We start from the raw sequence: 20,675 nt of genomic DNA, 5'->3' as shown, positions 1-20,675 counted from the left end.
GTGCGGCAAAAGTGCAATCGTATGATGAGAGCCCCTGTGATCAGCTTAACAGCGTAAAGGTAAACGTATATCCATTTGCAATAAAAATATGGTTATGGTATAGTTTTATTGGAAATGCTAACGATTACCGAGGCAAAGAGTGGGGAAACCCGCTCTTTTGTATTGAACAAGACAATTTTGTCTCGACATGTTCATCGTTTACTTTAAAGCCCCTGCTCTTTTGAAGCAGGGTTTTTATGCAGAGTGACGAGACGAATATGATATCGACAGCACAAGGAGGAAGAACATGAGCAAAAAAGTGACTGACACCGTTCAAGAAATGGCTCAGCCAATCGTAGACAGCCTTCAGCTTGAACTCGTTGACATTGAATTTGTCAAAGAGGGTCAAAGCTGGTTCCTTCGCGTGTTTATTGATTCCGATGACGGTGTGGATATTGAGGAATGTGCCAAAGTAAGCGAAGCTCTAAGCGAGAAGCTTGATGAGGCAGACCCAATCAGCCAAAATTACTTTCTTGAGGTTTCATCCCCGGGAGCTGAGCGTCCATTAAAGAAAAAAGCCGATTTTGAAAAATCACTAGGGAAAAATGTATACATTAAGACCTATGAGCCGATTGACGGCGTAAAAGTGTTTGAAGGAGAGCTGGCTGAATTTGATGGACAAACAGTGACAGTTGAGATGACAATCAAAACAAGAAAGAAACGGATCGATATTCCGTATGAAAAAATAGCTAACGCAAGATTAGCTGTAACATTCTAATGAATATAAGTTTTAAGGGGGGAGACCGTTAACATGAGCAGTGAATTATTAGATGCTCTCACCATTCTTGAGAAAGAAAAAGGCATCAGCAAAGAAATTATCATTGAAGCAATCGAAGCTGCTTTAATTTCTGCTTATAAGCGCAATTTTAATCAGGCGCAAAATGTACGGGTGGATTTGAACCGTGAAACAGGTTCAATCCGTGTATTCGCAAGAAAAGATGTCGTTGATGAGGTATACGATCAAAGACTGGAGATCTCAATTGAAGAGGCGCAAAGCATCCATCCGGAATATATGGTGGGCGATGTTGTAGAGATTGAAGTAACGCCTAAGGATTTCGGACGCATTGCAGCCCAAACAGCGAAGCAGGTCGTGACACAGCGTGTGCGCGAAGCTGAACGCGGTGTGATCTATTCTGAGTTTATTGACCGTGAAGAAGACATCATGACAGGTATCGTCCAGCGCCTGGACAACAAGTTTATCTATGTGTCTTTAGGAAAAATTGAAGCCTTGCTGCCGGTTAATGAGCAAATGCCGAATGAAAGCTATAAGCCTCATGACCGCATTAAGGTGTATATCACAAAAGTAGAAAAAACGACGAAAGGCCCGCAGATTTATGTGTCAAGAACACACCCAGGCCTCTTAAAGCGTTTATTTGAAATCGAAGTGCCAGAAATTTATGATGGAACTGTAGAGCTGAAATCTGTTGCCAGAGAAGCAGGCGACCGTTCGAAAATTTCTGTCCGCACAGATGATCCTGATGTGGATCCGGTAGGCTCTTGCGTCGGCCCTAAAGGCCAGCGTGTTCAGGCGATTGTCAATGAATTAAAAGGTGAAAAAATTGACATTGTCAACTGGTCGAATGACCCTGTAGAATTTGTCGCGAATGCGCTCAGCCCTTCGAAAGTGCTGGATGTCATCGTGAATGAAGAAGAAAAAGCGACAACTGTTATTGTTCCTGATTACCAGCTGTCTCTGGCGATTGGCAAAAGAGGACAAAACGCACGCTTAGCTGCTAAATTGACAGGCTGGAAGATTGATATTAAGAGCGAAACAGACGCAAGAGAGCTTGGAATCTATCCGAGAGAACTTGATGAAGACGACGAAGAGCCGCTCTTTACGGAGCCTGAAACTGCTGAATCGGATGAATAAGAGGTGACCTTAGGTGAATAAACACAAAAAAATCCCGTTACGCAAGTGTGTGGTGACTGGTGAAATGAAGCCTAAAAAGGAACTAATCCGAGTTGTTCGTTCAAAAGAAGGCGAAATCTCAGTAGATCCGACCGGGAAAAAGAACGGGCGGGGTGCTTATTTAACGCTGGATAAAGAGTGCATCTTAGCAGCAAAAAAGAAAAACACTTTGCAAAATCAATTTCAATCACAAATCGATGACCAGATTTTCGAAGAATTGCTGGAACTGGCGGAAAAGGTGAAAAAATAAAATGTCTGGAATGGAATGGTTTCCCTTGCTGGGTCTGGCCAATCGAGCTCGTAAGGTCGTGTCAGGCGAAGACTTGGTTATTAAAGAAGTCAGGAATGCGCGTGCGAAGCTTGTCCTGCTTACAGAGGATGCATCATCTAACACAGCAAAGAAAGTAACCGACAAGTGCAATTATTATAAAGTTCCTTATAAAAAAGTCGCGAATCGCGCGGTTCTTGGCCGCTCTATCGGTAAAGAATCCCGTGTCGTTGTCGCCGTCACTGACCAAGGTTTTGCGAATAAGCTAATCAGCTTGCTCGATTAATATTTTTGGGGGTGAACGAATGGCTAAAATGAGAGTATACGAATATGCAAAAGCGTTAAATGTTTCAAGTAAGGAAATTTTGACCGCACTGAAGAACATGGATTTAGAAGTGAATAATCATATGGCCATGCTTGAAGAAAAGGCCATTAAACAGCTTGATGCCAAATTTAAAAAAGGCGGCGCAGCCGTTAAATCTCAAAAGCCTGCGGAAACGAACAAAAACAAACAGCCGCAAGGGGTAAATCAGCAGTCTGCTGGAAATCAACCAAATAAAATTCGAGACGGAAAGAAGAATGACGTGCAGAATAATCAATTTAACAAAAACAAGAAGAATAACAACAACAAAAAAAATAAACGCAACAATAACAACAACAGAAACCAACATCAGCAAAAGCCTGTGAAGCCGAAAAAAGAGCTTCCTGAAAAAATTACGTTCTCAGGCACTTTAACAGTTGGCGCACTGGCAGAAGAGCTAGGCAAAGAGCCTTCTGAACTCATCAAAAAACTGATGCTTCTTGGTGTTATGGCGACCATTAACCAAGAGCTCGATAAAGATACAATCGAACTGATTGCATCAGAATACGGTGTTGAAACTGAAGAAGTTATTGTCCTTGAAGAAACTGAATTAGAGAAATACGAAGAGCCTGATAAAGAAGAGGATCTTGAAATTCGTCCTCCTGTCGTTACAATCATGGGTCACGTTGACCATGGGAAAACAACGCTTCTTGACAGCATCCGTAAAACAAAGGTTGTTGAAGGAGAAGCTGGCGGAATCACTCAGCATATCGGAGCCTACCAAATCGAAGAAAACGGCAAGAAAATCACTTTCTTGGATACGCCGGGTCACGCCGCATTTACAACCATGCGTGCACGCGGTGCGGAAGTAACCGATATTACGATCCTAGTTGTTGCTGCGGATGACGGTGTAATGCCGCAAACAGTAGAGGCGATCAATCACGCGAAAGCAGCTGAAGTACCGATCATCGTTGCTGTGAATAAAATTGATAAAGAAGCTGCGAACCCTGACCGTGTCATGCAAGAACTGACGGAATACGGACTAGTGCCTGAAGCTTGGGGCGGAGAAACGATTTTTGTGCCGCTTTCCGCTTTAACTGGAAAAGGCATTGATGAACTTATTGAAATGATTTTGCTTGTCAGTGAGGTAGAGGAACTGAAAGCGAACCCGAACCGCCAGGCAAAAGGAACTGTTATTGAAGCAGAACTGGATAAAGGCAGAGGGTCAGTTGCGACATTGCTCGTACAGACTGGAACACTGCATGTCGGTGATCCGATCGTAGTCGGCAATACATTTGGCCGTGTCCGTGCAATGGTCAATGATATCGGACGCCGTGTAAAAACAGCGGGCCCGTCTACACCGGTTGAAATTACTGGTCTAAATGACGTGCCTCAAGCAGGAGATCAATTCCTTGTCTTTAAAGACGAAAAAACAGCTCGTTCTGTTGGAGAAGCCCGTGCTTCTAAACAGCTTGAAGAGCAGCGCAGCGATAAAGCAAAGCTGAGTCTTGACGACTTATTCGAGCAAATTAAACAAGGTGATGTAAAAGACATCAACCTTATCGTAAAAGCTGACGTTCAAGGATCTGCCGAAGCTTTAACAGCCGCACTTCAAAAAATTGAAGTTGAAGGTGTTAAAGTGAAAATCATCCACACAGGTGTTGGTGCAATTACAGAATCTGACATTATTTTAGCATCTGCTTCCAATGCAATTGTTATCGGGTTTAATGTGAGACCAGACGGTAATGCTAAGAGTACGGCTGAAGCTGAAAACGTAGATATTCGTCTTCACCGTATTATTTACAAAGTAATTGACGAGATTGAAGCAGCTATGAAAGGTATGCTTGATCCTGAATATGAAGAAAAAGTAATTGGTCAAGTAGAAGTGCGCCAAACATTCAAAGTATCTAAAATCGGTACGATTGCCGGCGGATATGTTACTGAAGGAACAATCACGCGCAATAGCGGTCTCCGTTTAATTCGTGACGGCGTCGTAATCTTCGAAGGCGAAGTGGACGTTCTGAAACGCTTTAAAGACGATGTGAAAGAAGTTTCACAAGGCTACGAATGTGGTATAACGATTAAGAAATACAATGACATTCGTGAAGGTGACATCCTTGAAGCGTTTGTCATGCAAGAAATTGAAAGAACGTGATCGGATTTGCGGAATGTGAATGCATCATTTATGATGCAGGATCGTTAAAAGAAAAGCGTGCCGTTCTAAAGCGGATCTTAACCAGGGTTCAAAATAAGTTCAATGTTTCGATTTCGGAGATTGGCTATCAGGACACATGGCAAAGAACCAGCTTTGGAATCGCCGCTGTTTCTTCCTCTCGCGTTCAAACAGAAAAAGAATTGCAGCGTGTCCTTGCGTTTATTGATTCTTTTCCTGAAATTGAACGGACGATCACTAGAACAGAGTGGTTTTAACTTAGAGGTGATTGAATTGAGTATGAGAGCAAACCGTGTTGGCGAGCAAATGAAAAAAGAACTCGGTGATATTATCAGCCGAAAGCTGAAGGATCCGAGAATTGGTTTTCTGACAGTAACAGATGTACGTGTATCAGGTGATTTGCAAATTGCAAAGGTGTATATTTCCGTTCTCGGAGACGAGAAAAAACGGGAAGAAGCGCTGAAAGGACTGGCTAAGGCAAAAGGGTTTATACGCTCTGAAATCGGCAGTCGCATCAGGCTTCGTAAAACGCCTGAGATTGAATTTGAGTTCGATGAATCAATTGATTACGGAAACCGAATCGAAACATTGATTCACCAATTGAATTCAGAGAACCCGTCTGAATAACAAATGAAGAGGATAGGCGTTCGTCGTCTGTCCTCTTTTCTGCGTTTTAAAGAAAATCCACACAACAGAAGGAGTGAAAGGCATATGGTTAACGGAGTTCTCCTTTTACATAAACCGGTAGGCATGACATCGCATGATTGTGTCATGAAGATACGGAAGCTGCTTAAAACAAAAAAAGTCGGGCACACGGGAACGCTTGATCCTGAGGTATCAGGTGTGCTTCCGATTTGTGTAGGCCGGGCAACAAAAATTGTTGAATATTTAACTGAGAAGTCTAAAACATATGATGCTGAAATTACGCTTGGCATTTCAACGACGACAGAGGATCAAACCGGAGAACCCGTTGATACAAAGCCAGTAGTTCAAACTATTGATGAAGCAGAAGTGGAAAAGGTGTTAAACAGCTTAAAGGGAAAACAAGAACAAATTCCCCCGATGTATTCAGCAGTAAAGGTAAACGGCAAAAAATTATATGAGTATGCAAGAGCGGGACTTGAAGTAGAACGGCCAAAACGTCTTATTACCATTGAAGACATTGCGCTCACTACAGGGGTTAAACATAATGGAGAGACAGCGAGTTTCCGGTTTACGGTAACATGTTCAAAAGGAACCTATGTGCGGACACTGGCGGTTATGATTGGCGAAAAGCTCGGATATCCGGCTCATATGTCTCATTTGATCCGTACGGCGTCCGGTGACTTTTCCCTTGATGAATGCTTTACGTTCGAAGAGCTGGAAGCTCAAGCCGAATCCGGAACTATAACAGAGCATACAGTCTCTATTGAACGTGCGCTCAATCATTTGCCGAAATGGATCATAAGTGATACATTAGCTAAGAAAGTAGAAAATGGGGCTTTACTTGAAACACCTGAACAATTCTCGGATCTGACAAGTGACGACCGTATCGCAGTCTATACGGAATCCGGAAGCTGTCTGGCGATTTATTTCCCCCATCCTACAAAACACGGGCTGTTAAAGCCGGCAAAAGTATTGATGCAAAAAAGCGAACAATAGAAAAAAGGTGACCGTTCTGTGAAGACGATACATATTACACATCCGCATCATTTAATAAAAGAGGAGCAGCCAGAATCTGTGATGGCGTTAGGTTATTTTGACGGCGTCCATCTAGGGCATCAAAAGGTAATCGGCACAGCTAAACAGATAGCTGAAGAAAGGGATCTGACATTAGCCGTGATGACCTTTCACCCCCATCCATCTCATGTGCTGGGTAGGGATCAGGAACCAAAGGATCTGATTACTCCTCTTGAAGATAAAATCAGCCAAATTGAACAATTAGGCACGGAGATTCTGTATGTCGTTAAATTTAATGAAGAGTTTGCTTCTCTGACTCCAAAGCAGTTTGTTGATCAGTACATTTTAGGCCTTAATGTACAGCATGCAGTGGCAGGCTTTGACTTTACGTACGGCAAATACGGCAAAGGAACAATGGAAACGATGCCGCTTGATTTAGATGGAAAAGCTGATTGTACGATGGTAGAAAAATTGACTGAGCAGGATAAAAAAATCAGCTCCAGCTATATTCGGACTGCACTTCAAAACGGAGACGTTGAACTGGCCAATGTTTTGCTTGGACAGCCCTACTTTATTAAAGGAATTGTCATTCACGGAGATAAAAGAGGGCGGACAATCGGGTTTCCGACGGCCAATGTCGGCTTAAATAACAGCTATATTGTCCCGCCGACCGGTGTATATGCCGTCAAGGCGGAAATAAACGGCGAGCTTTACAACGGCGTTTGCAATATCGGCTATAAGCCGACGTTTTATGAAAAACGTCCGGAACAGCCTTCGATTGAGGTCAATTTATTTGATTTTGATCAAGATGTATACGGAGCCGCTATAAAAATTGAATGGTATAAACGAATTCGGAGTGAGCGCAAGTTCAACGGCATTCAAGAATTAACAGAGCAAATTGAGAAAGATAAGCAGGAAGCGATCCGTTATTTCAGCAATTTGCGGAAATAACATGCAGCGCACACAAATTTTAATCTAAAATATTTGCATATAGGCTCAATTTTTAGTATGATAGTCTTCGTAGTCTTAAAACCTTTGCTTGGCAATCCGAAGTCACCGACGGTTGCTAGGTAACTGGGGCTAAATATGATTTGGAGGTGAAACAGGATGGCAATTACTCAAGAGCGTAAAAACCAACTCATCAGTGAGTTTAAAACACACGAATCTGATACTGGATCTCCAGAAGTTCAGATCGCTATCCTAACTGATTCAATTAACAACTTGAACGAGCATTTACGTACACACAAGAAAGACCACCATTCACGTCGCGGTCTTCTTAAAATGGTAGGTAAGCGTCGTAATCTTCTTACGTATCTGCGTAATAAAGACGTAACTCGTTACCGTGAGTTAATTAACAAACTAGGCTTACGTCGATAATCGTAAAAAGCGGGAGGATTCCCGCTTTTTTATCGTATTAAAGCGAAAATTTTTATAACAATCATTGAAATCCTTTTACATACTACTTTGACATTGATATGTTCAATCCATTTCGTTCATAATAGGAGTAATTGATTATTTCACACAACGAAGAGAGGAGTTCGTAATCGTATGGGACAAGAAAAACATGTCTTTACCATAGATTGGGCCGGAAGAACACTTACTGTTGAAACCGGCCAGCTTGCCAAACAGGCAAACGGTGCTGTTATGGTCCGCTACGGCGACACAGCAGTACTCAGTACAGCAACCGCTTCAAAAGAACCGAAACCGCTTGATTTCTTCCCGCTTACTGTAAACTACGAGGAAAGATTATATGCGGTAGGTAAAATACCTGGCGGGTTTATTAAAAGAGAAGGACGTCCAAGTGAAAAAGCAGTACTGGCGAGCCGTTTAATCGACCGTCCGATCCGGCCTTTGTTCGCCGATGGATTCCGTAATGAAGTTCAAGTCATCAGCATCGTCATGAGTGTTGACCAAGACTGCTCTTCAGAAATGGCTGCTATGTTCGGTTCATCGCTTGCACTTTCTGTATCGGACATCCCGTTTGAAGGACCGATTGCAGGGGTAACTGTCGGACGCATTGATAATCAATTTGTCATTAACCCGACGGTTGATCAGCTTGAGAAAAGTGATATCAATCTTGTCGTTGCCGGAACTAAAGATGCAATTAACATGGTGGAAGCCGGAGCCGACGAAGTTCCTGAGGAAACGATGCTAGAAGCGATTATGTTCGGCCATGATGAGATTAAACGACTGATTGCATTCCAAGAAGAAATTGTTGCAGCTGTCGGCAAAGAAAAATCAGAAATTAAGCTCTATGAAATTGACGAAGAGCTGAATGAAAAGGTAAAGGCTTTAGCAGAAGAAGATCTGCTGAAAGCAATCCAAGTTCATGAAAAGCATGCACGCGAAGATGCCATTACTGAAGTGAAAAACACAGTGGTAGCAAAATTCGAGGAAGATGAGCATGATGAAGAAACAATCAAGCAAGTCAAACAAATTTTGTCCAAGCTTGTTAAAAATGAAGTGCGCCGCCTGATTACTGAAGAAAAGGTAAGACCTGACGGCCGCGGAGTCGATCAAATTCGCCCGCTCTCATCAGAGGTCGGCCTCTTGCCAAGAACACACGGTTCCGGATTGTTCACAAGGGGGCAGACTCAGGCTCTCAGCGTTTGTACGTTAGGTGCTCTCGGTGATGTGCAAATCCTTGATGGTTTAGGTGTTGAAGAATCGAAACGGTTTATGCACCATTACAACTTCCCGCAATTCAGCGTTGGGGAAACAGGACCAATGCGTGGGCCGGGACGCCGTGAAATCGGACACGGAGCACTGGGTGAGCGTGCGCTTGAGCCAGTTATTCCGTCTGAAAAAGACTTTCCTTATACTGTCCGTCTTGTGTCAGAAGTGCTTGAATCAAACGGTTCTACGTCTCAAGCAAGTATTTGCGCAAGCACACTTGCAATGATGGATGCCGGTGTACCAATCAAAGCGCCAGTCGCAGGTATTGCAATGGGACTTGTCAAATCAGGCGAACACTATACTGTTTTAACTGATATTCAAGGCATGGAAGATGCGCTTGGAGACATGGACTTTAAAGTTGCCGGAACTGCAAAGGGCGTAACGGCGCTGCAAATGGACATTAAAATTGATGGCCTTTCCAGAGAGATTCTTGAAGAAGCGCTTCAGCAGGCGAAAAAAGGAAGAATGGAAATCCTCAACAGTATGCTTGCTACATTAAGCGAATCAAGAAAAGAGCTTTCCCAATATGCGCCTAAGATTTTAACAATGGCGATCAATCCTGATAAAATCCGTGATGTCATCGGACCTAGCGGAAAACAAATCAATAAAATCATCGAAGAGACCGGTGTTAAAATTGATATCGAGCAGGATGGCACAATCTTTATTTCTTCGACAGTTGAAAGCAGTAACCAAAAAGCGAAGAAAATCATCGAAGACCTCGTCAGAGAGGTTGAAGTCGGTCAGCTTTACTTAGGTAAAGTAAAACGAATCGAAAAATTCGGTGCATTCGTTGAAATTTTCAGCGGAAAAGACGGTTTGGTGCACATTTCAGAGCTTGCGCTTGACCGCGTAGGAAAAGTTGAAGATGTTGTCAAAATCGGAGATGAGATTCTTGTGAAAGTTACTGAAATCGATAAGCAAGGACGGGTCAACTTGTCTCGTAAAGCTGTGCTCCGTGAAGAGAAAGAAAAAGAAGAACAAAAATCTTAAATGAAAACATAAAAGGAGCCTGGGAGACCCCGGCTTCTTTATTTTGACGCTTTTAAAAAGCAAGCGGGTTCTACCTTGTCCTTCTCCTTCATAATGTGAGGTGAGGGGGGACAAAACATGTACAAAAAATTTGTACCGTTTGCCGTTTTTCTATTTCTTTTTTTTGTTTCATTTGAGATGATGAAAAATCCGCACACACTTGATTATATAGGGGCAATGAAACAAGATACGGTGACCGTCTCGGCGTCCAAAGACCCGTTATATGAAGAATTGCTTCAAAAGGCGCCAGATTATGAAGTAAAGCCTCAGAATGCAAGAATAGATAAGGTGTGGAAAAGCATTCCCGGTTACAATGGTTTAAAGGTGAATATTGAAAAATCCTATAAAAAAATGAAAAAGTACGGTGAGTTTCGGGAAAACGATTTAGTGTACAGTCAAGTAAAACCAAGCGTTCATCTTGAGTCTCTTCAGCCAGAGCCTATTTACAAAGGGAATCCTGAAAAACCGATGGTGGCTTTTTTAATTAATGTGGCATGGGGAAACGAATACTTGGAAAGAATGCTCCCTGTACTTCAAAAGCATAAAGTAAAGGCAACGTTTTTTTTGGAAGGCAATTGGGTGAAACACAATGAACAGTTGGCTAAAAAGATTGCGGAAGAAGGACATGAAATCGGAAATCATTCATACAATCATCCGGATATGAGCAAACTGACAACAGGAAGAATTTCCGAACAGCTCGACAAGACGAATGAGCAGATAGAAAAAACGCTCGGTGTCAAGCCGAAATGGTTCGCTCCGCCAAGCGGGAGTTTCAGAAAAGCGGTTGTTGACATTGCAGCTGACAAACATATGGGAACTGTGATGTGGACAGTTGATACAATCGACTGGCAAAAACCGGCTCCGTCTGCACTTCAAACACGGGTGTTAAGCAAGATACATAATGGTGCCATGATTTTAATGCATCCGACAGATCCCACGGCGGAAAGTCTTGAAGCGCTGATTACAAAGATAAAAGAGAAAGGATATGCGCTTGGAACAGTCACTGAACTAATGGATGAAACAAGACTGTTGAAGTAACAGGGCAGGCAGCTAGTCTTTGAATAGGAGGAACAAATTTGATTAAACGATATACATGTCAAAATGGTGTAAGAGTTGTGCTTGAAAATAACCCGACAGTCCGTTCTGTTGCGATTGGCGTTTGGATTGGTACAGGCTCGCGGCACGAAACGCCGGAGATAAATGGGATTTCCCACTTTTTGGAGCATATGTTCTTCAAAGGGACGAGCACAAGATCTGCACGTGAGATAGCAGAATCTTTTGATCGTATTGGCGGTCAGGTCAATGCGTTTACCTCAAAGGAATATACCTGCTATTATGCAAAGGTGCTTGATGAGCATGCGAATTACGCACTTGACGTATTAGCAGATATGTTTTTTCATTCAACTTTTGATGAAAACGAGCTGAAAAAAGAAAAAAATGTGGTTTACGAAGAAATAAAAATGTACGAAGACGCGCCCGATGATATTGTCCATGATTTACTGAGCAAAGCCACGTACGGGAATCATTCTTTAGGCTATCCGATCCTAGGCACAGAAGAAACGCTTGATTCTTTTAACGGCGACTCTCTCAGACAATACATGCATGATTATTATACGCCGGACCGTGTCGTTATTTCTGTAGCGGGTAATATTTCAGAAAGCTTTATAAAAGATGTAGAAAAATGGTTCGGATCATACGAGGCAAAAGGCAAAGCGACAGGTCTTCAGAAGCCTGGATTCCATACAGAAAAACTCACAAGAAAAAAAGAAACAGAACAAGCCCATTTATGTCTAGGCTTTAAAGGGCTGGAAGTCGGTCATGAAAAGATTTATGATTTGATCGTCCTTAATAATGTGCTCGGAGGCAGCATGAGCAGCCGCCTGTTCCAAGATGTTCGTGAAGATAAAGGGCTCGCTTATTCTGTTTACAGCTATCACAGCTCATATGAGGACAGCGGCATGCTCACCATTTATGGCGGAACAGGTGCAAATCAGCTTCAGCAGCTGTCAGAAACCATTCAAGAAACCCTTGCGACATTAAAACGCGACGGCATAACGGTGAAAGAGCTGGAAAACAGCAAGGAGCAAATGAAGGGAAGCTTGATGCTGAGCTTAGAAAGCACGAACAGCAAAATGAGCCGAAACGGTAAAAATGAACTGCTGCTCGGAAAACACAAAACATTAGACGAAATTATTAATGAATTAAACGCTGTAAACTTAGATCGCGTCAACGGTCTTGCTAGACAAATGTTTACGAATGACTATTCTCTGGCTCTTATCAGCCCTTCCGGCAATATGCCATCATAGACCGAAATGCCTGCCCCAAAACGGAGCAGGCATTTTTTTATCCTTTTGATCATACATAGTACAAGGGGGTGACAGAGATGCGGCTCAGTGAATTATCCGGGAAGGAAATTGTCGACATCAAAAGAGCTGAACGGCTGGGAGTACTGGGTCAGACCGATTTAGAAATCAATGAACAGGATGGTCAGATCACAGCGCTTCTCATTCCGACAGTCAAATGGTTTGGTTTGAGAAAACACGGTCAAGACATTCGTGTCCCCTGGAATCATATTCAAAAGATCGGATCAGATATGATCATTTTAGATGTCCCTGAGGAGATTTCTCCTCACCAAGAGTAACTATAGAAAAGGCCCAACTCTGCAGGTTATGGGCTCTCATGAAAACATCCAAACATCGGCTGAGTCAGCCGATGTTTTTTTGTGTGAAAAAAGCGTATGTTTTAATTCACCGCTATTTCCTTTTGATCATAAGATGAAGGGGAGCTTAACAACTAGGGATCCAGTATATACAAAGAAGGTGAACGTTTAACATGTTAACCGGATTGAAAATTGCAGTTATCGGCGGTGACGCAAGGCAGCTCGAAATTATTAGAAAGCTCACTGAACAGCAGACTGACATCTATCTCGTCGGTTTTGACCAATTGGATCACGGTTTTACCGGAGCTGTAAAATGCAACATTGATGAAATTCCTTATCAGCAAATAGACAGTATCATTCTTCCTGTGTCTGCAACAACAGGAGAAGGTGTCGTATCAACCGTTTTTTCAAATGAAGAAGTTGTTTTAAAACAGGAGCACCTCGACCAAACGCCTGCACACTGTGTCATTTTCTCAGGGATTTCTAACGCCTATTTAGAAAACATTGCAGCTCAAGCAAACAGAAAACTTGTTAAGCTGTTTGAGCGGGATGACATTGCGATATATAATTCTATTCCGACAGTAGAAGGAACCATTATGCTGGCCATTCAGCACACAGATTATACGATACACGGATCTCAGGTGGCCGTTCTCGGGCTAGGGCGTACCGGAATGACGATCGCCCGTACATTTGCCGCGCTGGGGGCGAATGTAAAGGTAGGCGCAAGAAGTTCAGCGCATCTGGCGCGCATCACCGAAATGGGGCTCGTCCCGTTTCACACTGATGAACTCAAAGAGCATGTCAAAGATATAGATATTTGTATTAATACCATACCGAGCATGATTTTGAATCAAACTGTGCTTTCTTGCATGACACCGAAAACCTTAATATTGGATCTGGCTTCACGTCCCGGTGGAACCGATTTTAAATATGCTGAAAAACAAGGGATTAAGGCACTCCTTGCCCCTGGTTTGCCGGGGATTGTCGCTCCTAAAACAGCCGGGCAGATCCTCGCCAATGTCTTGAGCAAGCTTTTGGCTGAATTACATGCTGAGGAGGGGAAATAAGAATGTCGTCACTAAAAGGGAAAAGAATCGGATTTGGACTGACCGGCTCGCATTGCACATATGAAGCGGTGTTTCCGCAAATTGAGGCGCTAGTCAATGAAGGAGCGGAAGTCCGGCCGGTTGTCACATTTACCGTAAAAACCACAGATACACGCTTTGGAGAAGGAGCGGAATGGGTTAAAAAAATTGAAGATCTTACCGGATATGAGGTAATTGATTCAATTGTAAAGGCTGAACCCCTCGGGCCAAAGCTGCCATTGGACTGCATGGTAATAGCTCCTTTAACCGGAAACTCGATGAGCAAGCTGGCCAACGCCATGACAGACAGCCCAGTACTGATGGCTGCAAAAGCAACAATCAGAAACAATCGGCCGGTCGTTCTTGGTATCTCAACAAATGACGCTCTCGGTTTAAATGGCACCAACCTAATGAGGCTCATGTCTACCAAAAATATCTTCTTCATTCCTTTTGGGCAAGATGATCCATACAAAAAACCGAATTCAATGGTTGCCAAAATGGATCTGCTTCCTCAAACTGTTGAAAAGGCCCTGATGCATCAGCAGCTTCAGCCGATTCTCGTTGATAATTATCAGGGAAATGACTAAATATACAGAAAATCTTTCCTAAACAAAAAATTTCGGTCATCACCCGCATATTCTATGGTAAAATAAAACGTAAAATTATAGTCAAATCAATTCAATGAAGCTGATTGGCGGAAGGAGTTTTACAGATGGGAAGAGGTTTACACGTAGCTGTTGTCGGAGCGACAGGAGCTGTAGGACAACAAATGCTTAAAACACTTGAAGACAGAAATTTTGAAATGGATACACTTACATTGCTATCTTCAAAACGCTCTGCGGGTACCCAAGTCACATTTAGAGGCCAAGAGCTGACTGTACAGGAAGCTTCTCCCGAGAGCTTTGAAGGAGTAGATATTGCTTTGTTCAGCGCCGGCGGAAGCGTATCGCAGGCATTGGCACCTGAAGCTGTAAAACGCGGAGCTATTGTTATAGATAATACAAGTGCGTTCCGTATGGACGAAAATACGCCGCTTGTTGTGCCTGAAGTCAACGAGGCAGACTTGCATGAACACAACGGCATTATTGCCAACCCTAACTGCTCTACAATTCAAATGGTGGCTGCGCTGGAACCGATCCGCAAAGCTTACGGCTTAAACAAAGTTATCGTATCAACTTACCAAGCGGTATCAGGAGCGGGTAATGAAGCTGTAAAAGAGCTGCACAGCCAAACAGAGGCGATTTTAAACAACGAAGAAATCAAACCAGAGATTATGCCTGTAAAAGGTGATGAAAAACACTATCAAATCGCTTTCAATGCGATTCCGCAAATTGATAAATTCCAAGATAACGGCTATACGTTTGAGGAAATGAAAATGATAAATGAAACGAAAAAAATCATGCACATGCCTGAGCTTCAAGTAGCGGCTACATGTGTGAGACTTCCGATTGAAACCGGCCATTCAGAGTCCGTTTACATCGAGGTAGACCGAGATGACGCTACTGTGGAAGATATTAAAAATCTATTAAAAGAAGCTCCTGGCATTACACTTCAGGACGACCCGAGCCAGCAGCTTTATCCAATGCCTGCCGATGCAGTCGGCAAAAACGATGTGTTTGTAGGCCGCATCCGCAAAGACTTGGACAGAGCAAACGGTTTTCATTTATGGGTAGTTTCTGATAACCTATTAAAAGGCGCCGCATGGAACTCTGTTCAAATTGCAGAAAGCCTGAAAAAACTAAACCTCGTATAAAAGAGAGAATTTCCCAAGTGCGAATAGAAGAGAGTAAGGCGCAAATCGCCTGCTCTCTTCTGTTACGTCCGAATAATTTGGAGTGAAAACAGTGAAGATAATTGTTCAAAAGTTTGGCGGGACATCTGTAAAGGATGACAAAGGCCGTAAACTGGCTTTAGAGCACATTAAAGAAGCAATCAGTGAAGGTTATAAGGTTGTCGTTGTCGTTTCTGCGATGGGCAGGAAGGGTGATCCGTACGCAACTGACTCTCTGTTGGGACTGCTTTACGGCGATCAGTCTGCGATTTCCCCAAGAGAGCAGGATTTGCTTTTATCATGTGGAGAGACGATTTCTTCTGTCGTCTTTACGAGCATGCTGCTGGATAACGGTGTAAAAGCATCTGCGCTGACTGGGGCTCAGGCCGGCTTCTTAACGAATGATCAGCATACAAATGCAAAAATCCTTGAAATGAAGCCTGAGCGTTTATTCAGTGTGCTTGCGAATCATGACGCGGTAGTCGTCGCAGGATTCCAAGGCGCTACTGAAAAGGGCGATACAACAACGATCGGAAGAGGGGGCAGCGATACGTCTGCAGCCGCACTTGGGGCGGCAATTGACGCTGAGTACATCGATATTTTCACAGATGTTGAAGGTGTGATGACTGCTGATCCGAGAGTAGTGGAAAACGCGAAACCGCTTCCTGTGGTAACATATACGGAAATCTGCAATTTGGCGTACCAGGGAGCGAAAGTGATTCATCCGCGAGCTGTGGAAATTGCGATGCAGGCTAAGGTTCCGATCCGCGTCCGCTCAACCTATTCTAAAGATAAAGGCACATTGGTGACTTCACATCATTCTTCCAATGTCGGCAGTGATGTTTTTGAACGGCTGATTACTGGAATTGCCCATGTCAAAGATGTCACACAGTTCAAAGTGCCTTCAAAAATCGGTCAGTATAACGTTCAGACTGAAGTTTTTAAAGCGATGGCGAATGCAGGAATCAGCGTTGATTTCTTTAATATTACACCTAGTGAAATTGTTTATACGGTGGCTGGGAACAAGACGGAAACAGCTCAGCGCATCTTAATGGATATGGGCTATGACCCGATGGTGACGAGAAACTGCGCAAAAGTTTCGGCAGTCGGTGCCGGTATCATGGGCGTCCCGGGTGTAACGTCTAAAATTGTGACAGCCCTATCAGAGAAAGAGATTCCTATTCTGCAGTCGGCGGACAGCCACACGACCATCTGGGTGCTTGTCCATGAAAAGGACATGGTTCCTGCTGTAAACGCTTTGCATGAAGTGTTTGAACTTTCTAAGTAAATGTGATTGAATCATGATGAGGTGAAAAAAATGAATTTCGGAAATGTGTCTACAGCTATGATTACACCTTTTGACAATAAAGGGAATGTAGACTTTCAAAAATTGTCTACACTGATTGACTACTTGTTGAAAAACGGAACAGATTCTTTAGTAGTAGCGGGAACGACAGGAGAATCTCCAACCCTTTCAACAGAAGAAAAAATAGCGCTATTTGAATATACGGTCAAAGAAGTGAACGGCCGAGTGCCCGTTATTGCGGGTACTGGAAGCAACAACACGAAAGATTCCATTAAGCTCACAAAAAAAGCTGAGGAAGCGGGCGTAGACGCGGTCATGCTCGTTACACCGTACTATAATAAACCTTCACAAGAAGGCATGTACCAGCATTTTAAAGCTGTTGCTTCTGAAACGTCTCTTCCTGTTATGCTGTACAATGTGCCGGGCCGCACCGTTGCTTCTCTTGCTCCTGAGACGACTATCCGTTTAGCGGCAGATGTTCCGAATGTTGTTGCGATTAAAGAAGCGAGCGGAGACCTCGAAGCGATTACAAAAATTGTTGCGGAAACACCTGAAGATTTCTCCGTTTATTCTGGAGATGACGCCTTGACGCTTCCTGTTCTGTCAGTAGGAGGAAGAGGTGTCGTTTCAGTCGCAAGCCATATCGTAGGCTCTGATATGCAGCAAATGATCAAAAATTATACAAATGGGCAAACAGCTAACGCGGCACTGATTCACCAGAAACTCCTGCCGATTATGAAGGAACTGTTTAAAGCGCCTAACCCGGCTCCTGTGAAAACAGCTCTTCAGCTGAAAGGCCTTGATGTCGGTTCAGTGCGTCTTCCTCTTATCCCGTTAAACGAAGATGAACGTCTGAGCTTAAGCAGCGCGATTAGCGAACTGTAAGAAAAATTTCATACAGTGAAACAAACGCGGTCATTCTCATTCCACCTGAGTTTGACCGTTTCTTATACATATTGGTTTTCCCTAAACCTTCTGCTTTATCTTGTTTTCTAAAATTACTTTCAGTTATAATAGGAACAAGTGATGATGGACGGGTATGAGACTAGGAGGATATAGATTTTGAAAAAGAAAAATACAGAAAACGTTAGAATTATCGCCCTTGGCGGTGTCGGAGAAATTGGGAAGAACCTTTATGTCATCGAAATTGATTCAGACATATTTGTCGTTGATGCCGGCCTTATGCATCCAGAAAATGAAATGCTTGGTATTGATGTGGTGATTCCTGACATATCATATTTAATTGAACGATCTGACCGCGTCAAGGCTATCTTTTTAACACATGGGCATGATGAGAATATCGGCGGCGTTTTTTACTTGTTAAACAAGCTGTCTGTTCCTGTATACGGAACAAAGCTGACGCTTGCACTGTTAAGAGAAAAATTAAAGCAATACGGACATAACCGAAAAGCTGATTTAAGAGAAATTCACTCAAAATCTGTCATTACATTTGAATCAACAAAGGTATCGTTCTTTAATACGATCCACAGTATCCCTGATTCAGTAGGCGTTAGTTTAAAAACATCACTTGGGTCTATTGTATGCACGGGAGACTTCAAATTTGACCAAACACCCGCACTTAATCAATCATGCGACATTGGCGAGATTGCCAAAATCGGCAACAGCGGCGTACTTGCTCTGCTTTCTGACAGTGCAAATGCAGAACGTCCGGGTTACACCCCTTCGGAAGCTGTTGTCAGCGGAGAGATTTCGGACGCGCTTTACAATTCAGAGAACCGGGTAATCATTGCTGTTTTCGCATCCAATATTAACCGGATTCAGCAAGTCATTCATGCAGCGGCTCAAAATGGCAGAAAGATTGCCGTTGCCGGAAAAAACCTTCAATCGATCCTTCAGCTTGCAAGAAAGCTTGGATATATTGAAGCAGATGACGAACTGTTTATTTCGGTTCAGGACGTCAAAAAATATCCGAAGCGCGAAGTAGCTATTGTAACTGCCGGCAGCCATGGTGAACCGTTGGCAGCTCTGACAAGAATGGGAAACAAAGCCCACAAGCAGCTGAATATCGAAGAAGGGGATACAGTTGTAATTGCATCCACACCGATCCCTGGGCAGGAACTCATTTATTCTAAAACAGTAGATTTGCTTGCCAGAGCTGGCGCACAAGTCATTTTTGCACAAAAGCGTGTGCATGTGTCTGGACACGGCTCACAGGAAGAGTTAAAGCTGATGATCAATCTGCTTAAACCAAAATATTTAATTCCTGTAAACGGCGAATACAGAATGCAAAAGGCTCATTCAAAAATCGCTGAAGAAATCGGCATGAAGCGCAGTGATATCTTCTTAATTGAAAAAGGAGACGTTGTCGAGTTCCGCGGCCAAAACGTAAAGATCGGTGATAAAGTGCCATACGGCAATATTTTAATCGACGGTTTAGGTGTAGGCGACATCGGAAATATTGTGCTGAGAGACCGCCGCTTACTTTCACAAGACGGCATACTGATTGTTGTCATTACCCTTGATAAACAAAAGAAACATCTTGTATCAGGTCCTGAGATTATCACACGCGGTTTTGTTTATGTAAGAGAGTCTGAAGGCCTTATCGTACAGGCTACTGAGCTTGTACGCTCTATCGTGACTGAAGCAACTGAAACATCAAATGTTGAATGGTCAACGCTTAAGCAGGCAATGCGAGATGCTTTGAACCAATTCCTATATGAAAAAACAAAACGTAAACCGATGATCATCCCAATTATTATGGAAGTCTAATGGAAACGTAAGACCGGAGCTGCTCCGGTCTTTATTTTTTTGCCTGTTATGCCGGGATTGAATCGAAGATCTTTGTTCATAATACAAAGAGAAACTCGGAAAGGGTGAAAGCGAAATGGATCATCGTATGGAAAATACACAAGAAGAACGTCCTGAAAAAAATGATGCGAAAGACAGCATTATGAATAAAATACAGCAGCTAGGGGAAACGACACTTCCGCAGCTGCCGCAAGATACAAATATCCATTGTCTGACCATTATCGGACAAATAGAAGGCCATGTTCAGCTGCCTCCGCAAAACAAAACAACAAAATATGAACATGTCATCCCGCAAATCGTTGCCATTGAGCAGAATCCAAAAATTGAAGGTTTGCTTATTATATTAAATACAGTCGGCGGAGATGTGGAAGCAGGTCTTGCGATTGCTGAAATGCTCGCATCCTTGTCAAAACCGACCGTCTCCATTGTACTTGGCGGAGGACATTCCATCGGTGTGCCAATTGCGGTATCTTGTGATTACAGCTATATCGCTGAAACAGCTACCATGACGATTCATCCCGTTCGGCTGACGGGACTGGTGATCGGTGTGCCTCAAACCTTTGAGTACTTGGATAAGATGCAAGAAAGAGTCGTTAAATTTGTAACAAGCCATTCAAATGTAAATGAAGATAAGTTTAAAGAGCTGATGTTTTCAAAAGGAAACTTAACACGTGATATTGGAACAAATGTCGTCGGCAAGGATGCCGTCGAGTATGGCCTGATTGATCACGTCGGCGGAGTCGGCCAAGCGATCAATAAATTAAATGAGCTGATCGAGGAAGCGAGAGAAGAAGAAGGACGGATGATTCAATGATTTTATATACCATGATGCCGCAGGAAATTGTTTTCGCAGAACAGAACCAACAGCCAAGTGCTCACGAGCAAATCGAGTATAGAGGTGTTCCGCTTCTTGTCGAGATGAAAGGCAATGAAGCAGAGGTTATACAAGTCATGAGTACAAACCCCATGCACTTTCTGCATCCGGATATTTCTCCCGGACAAAAGCTAAAATTAAACGTATAAGATTCCTC

The 20,675-nt window shown here is 43.1% G+C and carries 22 protein-coding genes; all 22 read left to right on the top strand.

Translation table 11 applies throughout. The features are described from left to right. The first annotated feature begins 286 nt into the window (after positions 1-286). The 22 genes from rimP to V6D42_RS05910 all read left to right on the top strand — a co-directional run bounded on the left by rimP (position 287) and on the right by V6D42_RS05910 (position 20,667). A complete protein-coding gene (gene rimP / locus V6D42_RS06015) occupies positions 287-757 on the top strand; it encodes a ribosome maturation factor RimP (RefSeq protein ID WP_010334281.1) in 471 nt (156 codons plus the stop codon). Between the two features lie 33 nt (positions 758-790). Next, positions 791-1,909 (top strand): transcription termination factor NusA, encoded by a 1,119-nt coding sequence (gene nusA, locus V6D42_RS06010; RefSeq protein WP_326333505.1) that lies wholly within the window; start codon positions 791-793, stop codon positions 1,907-1,909. A gap of 13 nt (positions 1,910-1,922) precedes the next feature. Further along, complete coding sequence (gene rulR, locus V6D42_RS06005) at positions 1,923-2,198, top strand: glucose-induced regulator RulR (protein ID WP_010334283.1); 276 nt, start codon at positions 1,923-1,925, stop codon at positions 2,196-2,198. Between the two features lies 1 nt (position 2,199). Continuing rightward, positions 2,200-2,502, top strand: coding sequence for a YlxQ family RNA-binding protein (locus V6D42_RS06000; protein ID WP_010334284.1), 303 nt, complete (start codon positions 2,200-2,202; stop codon positions 2,500-2,502). A gap of 19 nt (positions 2,503-2,521) precedes the next feature. Beyond that, the gene (gene infB / locus V6D42_RS05995) at positions 2,522-4,672 is read left to right on the top strand and encodes a translation initiation factor IF-2 (protein ID WP_010334285.1); all 2,151 of its coding nucleotides are present in this window, start codon (positions 2,522-2,524) and stop codon (positions 4,670-4,672) included. After that, positions 4,669-4,947, top strand: a complete 279-nt coding sequence (locus tag V6D42_RS05990) for a DUF503 domain-containing protein (protein ID WP_003220950.1) — start codon at positions 4,669-4,671, stop codon at positions 4,945-4,947. Before infB ends, V6D42_RS05990 begins: the two co-directional genes overlap by 4 nt. A gap of 16 nt (positions 4,948-4,963) precedes the next feature. Then, a complete protein-coding gene (gene rbfA / locus V6D42_RS05985; RefSeq protein WP_010334286.1) occupies positions 4,964-5,317 on the top strand; it encodes a 30S ribosome-binding factor RbfA in 354 nt (117 codons plus the stop codon). A gap of 84 nt (positions 5,318-5,401) precedes the next feature. Then, complete coding sequence (truB, locus tag V6D42_RS05980; RefSeq protein WP_168747855.1) at positions 5,402-6,331, top strand: tRNA pseudouridine(55) synthase TruB; 930 nt, start codon at positions 5,402-5,404, stop codon at positions 6,329-6,331. Between the two features lie 18 nt (positions 6,332-6,349). Beyond that, a complete protein-coding gene (gene ribF / locus V6D42_RS05975; RefSeq protein WP_333512666.1) occupies positions 6,350-7,300 on the top strand; it encodes a bifunctional riboflavin kinase/FAD synthetase in 951 nt (316 codons plus the stop codon). A gap of 156 nt (positions 7,301-7,456) precedes the next feature. Beyond that, complete coding sequence (gene rpsO / locus V6D42_RS05970; RefSeq protein WP_003154182.1) at positions 7,457-7,726, top strand: 30S ribosomal protein S15; 270 nt, start codon at positions 7,457-7,459, stop codon at positions 7,724-7,726. Positions 7,727-7,897: 171 nt separating this feature from the next. Continuing rightward, entirely contained in the window at positions 7,898-10,015 is a 2,118-nt protein-coding gene (pnp, locus tag V6D42_RS05965) for a polyribonucleotide nucleotidyltransferase (RefSeq protein ID WP_010334288.1), read from the top strand. A 117-nt stretch (positions 10,016-10,132) separates the two neighbouring features. Continuing rightward, on the top strand, positions 10,133-11,092 hold the full coding sequence (locus tag V6D42_RS05960; RefSeq protein ID WP_326195502.1) for a polysaccharide deacetylase family protein: 960 nt from the start codon (positions 10,133-10,135) through the stop codon (positions 11,090-11,092). A gap of 38 nt (positions 11,093-11,130) precedes the next feature. Further along, on the top strand, positions 11,131-12,360 hold the full coding sequence (locus tag V6D42_RS05955) for a M16 family metallopeptidase (RefSeq protein ID WP_268446168.1): 1,230 nt from the start codon (positions 11,131-11,133) through the stop codon (positions 12,358-12,360). Between the two features lie 77 nt (positions 12,361-12,437). Beyond that, on the top strand, positions 12,438-12,695 hold the full coding sequence (locus tag V6D42_RS05950; RefSeq protein WP_010334291.1) for a YlmC/YmxH family sporulation protein: 258 nt from the start codon (positions 12,438-12,440) through the stop codon (positions 12,693-12,695). 191 nt (positions 12,696-12,886) lie between these two features. Continuing rightward, positions 12,887-13,780, top strand: coding sequence for a dipicolinic acid synthetase subunit A (gene dpaA, locus V6D42_RS05945; RefSeq protein ID WP_029441268.1), 894 nt, complete (start codon positions 12,887-12,889; stop codon positions 13,778-13,780). Between the two features lie 2 nt (positions 13,781-13,782). Next, on the top strand, positions 13,783-14,385 hold the full coding sequence (dpaB, locus tag V6D42_RS05940) for a dipicolinate synthase subunit B (RefSeq protein ID WP_333512665.1): 603 nt from the start codon (positions 13,783-13,785) through the stop codon (positions 14,383-14,385). A gap of 125 nt (positions 14,386-14,510) precedes the next feature. Next, positions 14,511-15,551: an aspartate-semialdehyde dehydrogenase gene (gene asd / locus V6D42_RS05935; RefSeq protein WP_268446166.1), complete on the top strand. Its 1,041-nt coding sequence runs from the start codon at positions 14,511-14,513 to the stop codon at positions 15,549-15,551. A gap of 91 nt (positions 15,552-15,642) precedes the next feature. Then, on the top strand, positions 15,643-16,857 hold the full coding sequence (gene dapG, locus V6D42_RS05930; protein ID WP_333512664.1) for an aspartate kinase: 1,215 nt from the start codon (positions 15,643-15,645) through the stop codon (positions 16,855-16,857). 30 nt (positions 16,858-16,887) lie between these two features. Continuing rightward, positions 16,888-17,760: a 4-hydroxy-tetrahydrodipicolinate synthase gene (gene dapA, locus V6D42_RS05925; RefSeq protein ID WP_010334296.1), complete on the top strand. Its 873-nt coding sequence runs from the start codon at positions 16,888-16,890 to the stop codon at positions 17,758-17,760. Between the two features lie 177 nt (positions 17,761-17,937). After that, positions 17,938-19,605, top strand: coding sequence for a ribonuclease J2 (gene rnjB / locus V6D42_RS05920; protein WP_333512663.1), 1,668 nt, complete (start codon positions 17,938-17,940; stop codon positions 19,603-19,605). Positions 19,606-19,720: 115 nt separating this feature from the next. Continuing rightward, positions 19,721-20,458 (top strand): translocation-enhancing protein TepA, encoded by a 738-nt coding sequence (tepA, locus tag V6D42_RS05915; protein WP_268446164.1) that lies wholly within the window; start codon positions 19,721-19,723, stop codon positions 20,456-20,458. Continuing rightward, positions 20,455-20,667: a YlzJ-like family protein gene (locus V6D42_RS05910; protein ID WP_326192174.1), complete on the top strand. Its 213-nt coding sequence runs from the start codon at positions 20,455-20,457 to the stop codon at positions 20,665-20,667. Before tepA ends, V6D42_RS05910 begins: the two co-directional genes overlap by 4 nt. Positions 20,668-20,675: the final 8 nt, after the last annotated feature.

This window comes from Bacillus sp. 0909A (genome assembly GCF_036765115.1).
In the GTDB taxonomy this organism is placed as follows: domain Bacteria; phylum Bacillota; class Bacilli; order Bacillales; family Bacillaceae; genus Bacillus; species Bacillus mojavensis.
The sequence above is the reverse complement of the archived record's forward strand: the minus strand, read 5'-3'. Positions and strand labels throughout refer to the sequence as shown.

Coding starts and splice junctions, on each gene's coding strand:
- rimP (WP_010334281.1), top strand. CDS start 287: ATGAGCAAAAAAGTGACTGACACCGTTCAAGAAATGGCTCAGCCAATC.
- nusA (WP_326333505.1), top strand. CDS start 791: ATGAGCAGTGAATTATTAGATGCTCTCACCATTCTTGAGAAAGAAAAA.
- V6D42_RS06000 (WP_010334284.1), top strand. CDS start 2,200: ATGTCTGGAATGGAATGGTTTCCCTTGCTGGGTCTGGCCAATCGAGCT.
- infB (WP_010334285.1), top strand. CDS start 2,522: ATGGCTAAAATGAGAGTATACGAATATGCAAAAGCGTTAAATGTTTCA.
- truB (WP_168747855.1), top strand. CDS start 5,402: ATGGTTAACGGAGTTCTCCTTTTACATAAACCGGTAGGCATGACATCG.
- rpsO (WP_003154182.1), top strand. CDS start 7,457: ATGGCAATTACTCAAGAGCGTAAAAACCAACTCATCAGTGAGTTTAAA.
- pnp (WP_010334288.1), top strand. CDS start 7,898: ATGGGACAAGAAAAACATGTCTTTACCATAGATTGGGCCGGAAGAACA.
- V6D42_RS05960 (WP_326195502.1), top strand. CDS start 10,133: ATGTACAAAAAATTTGTACCGTTTGCCGTTTTTCTATTTCTTTTTTTT.
- V6D42_RS05950 (WP_010334291.1), top strand. CDS start 12,438: ATGCGGCTCAGTGAATTATCCGGGAAGGAAATTGTCGACATCAAAAGA.
- dpaA (WP_029441268.1), top strand. CDS start 12,887: ATGTTAACCGGATTGAAAATTGCAGTTATCGGCGGTGACGCAAGGCAG.
- dpaB (WP_333512665.1), top strand. CDS start 13,783: ATGTCGTCACTAAAAGGGAAAAGAATCGGATTTGGACTGACCGGCTCG.
- asd (WP_268446166.1), top strand. CDS start 14,511: ATGGGAAGAGGTTTACACGTAGCTGTTGTCGGAGCGACAGGAGCTGTA.
- dapA (WP_010334296.1), top strand. CDS start 16,888: ATGAATTTCGGAAATGTGTCTACAGCTATGATTACACCTTTTGACAAT.
- tepA (WP_268446164.1), top strand. CDS start 19,721: ATGGATCATCGTATGGAAAATACACAAGAAGAACGTCCTGAAAAAAAT.
- V6D42_RS05910 (WP_326192174.1), top strand. CDS start 20,455: ATGATTTTATATACCATGATGCCGCAGGAAATTGTTTTCGCAGAACAG.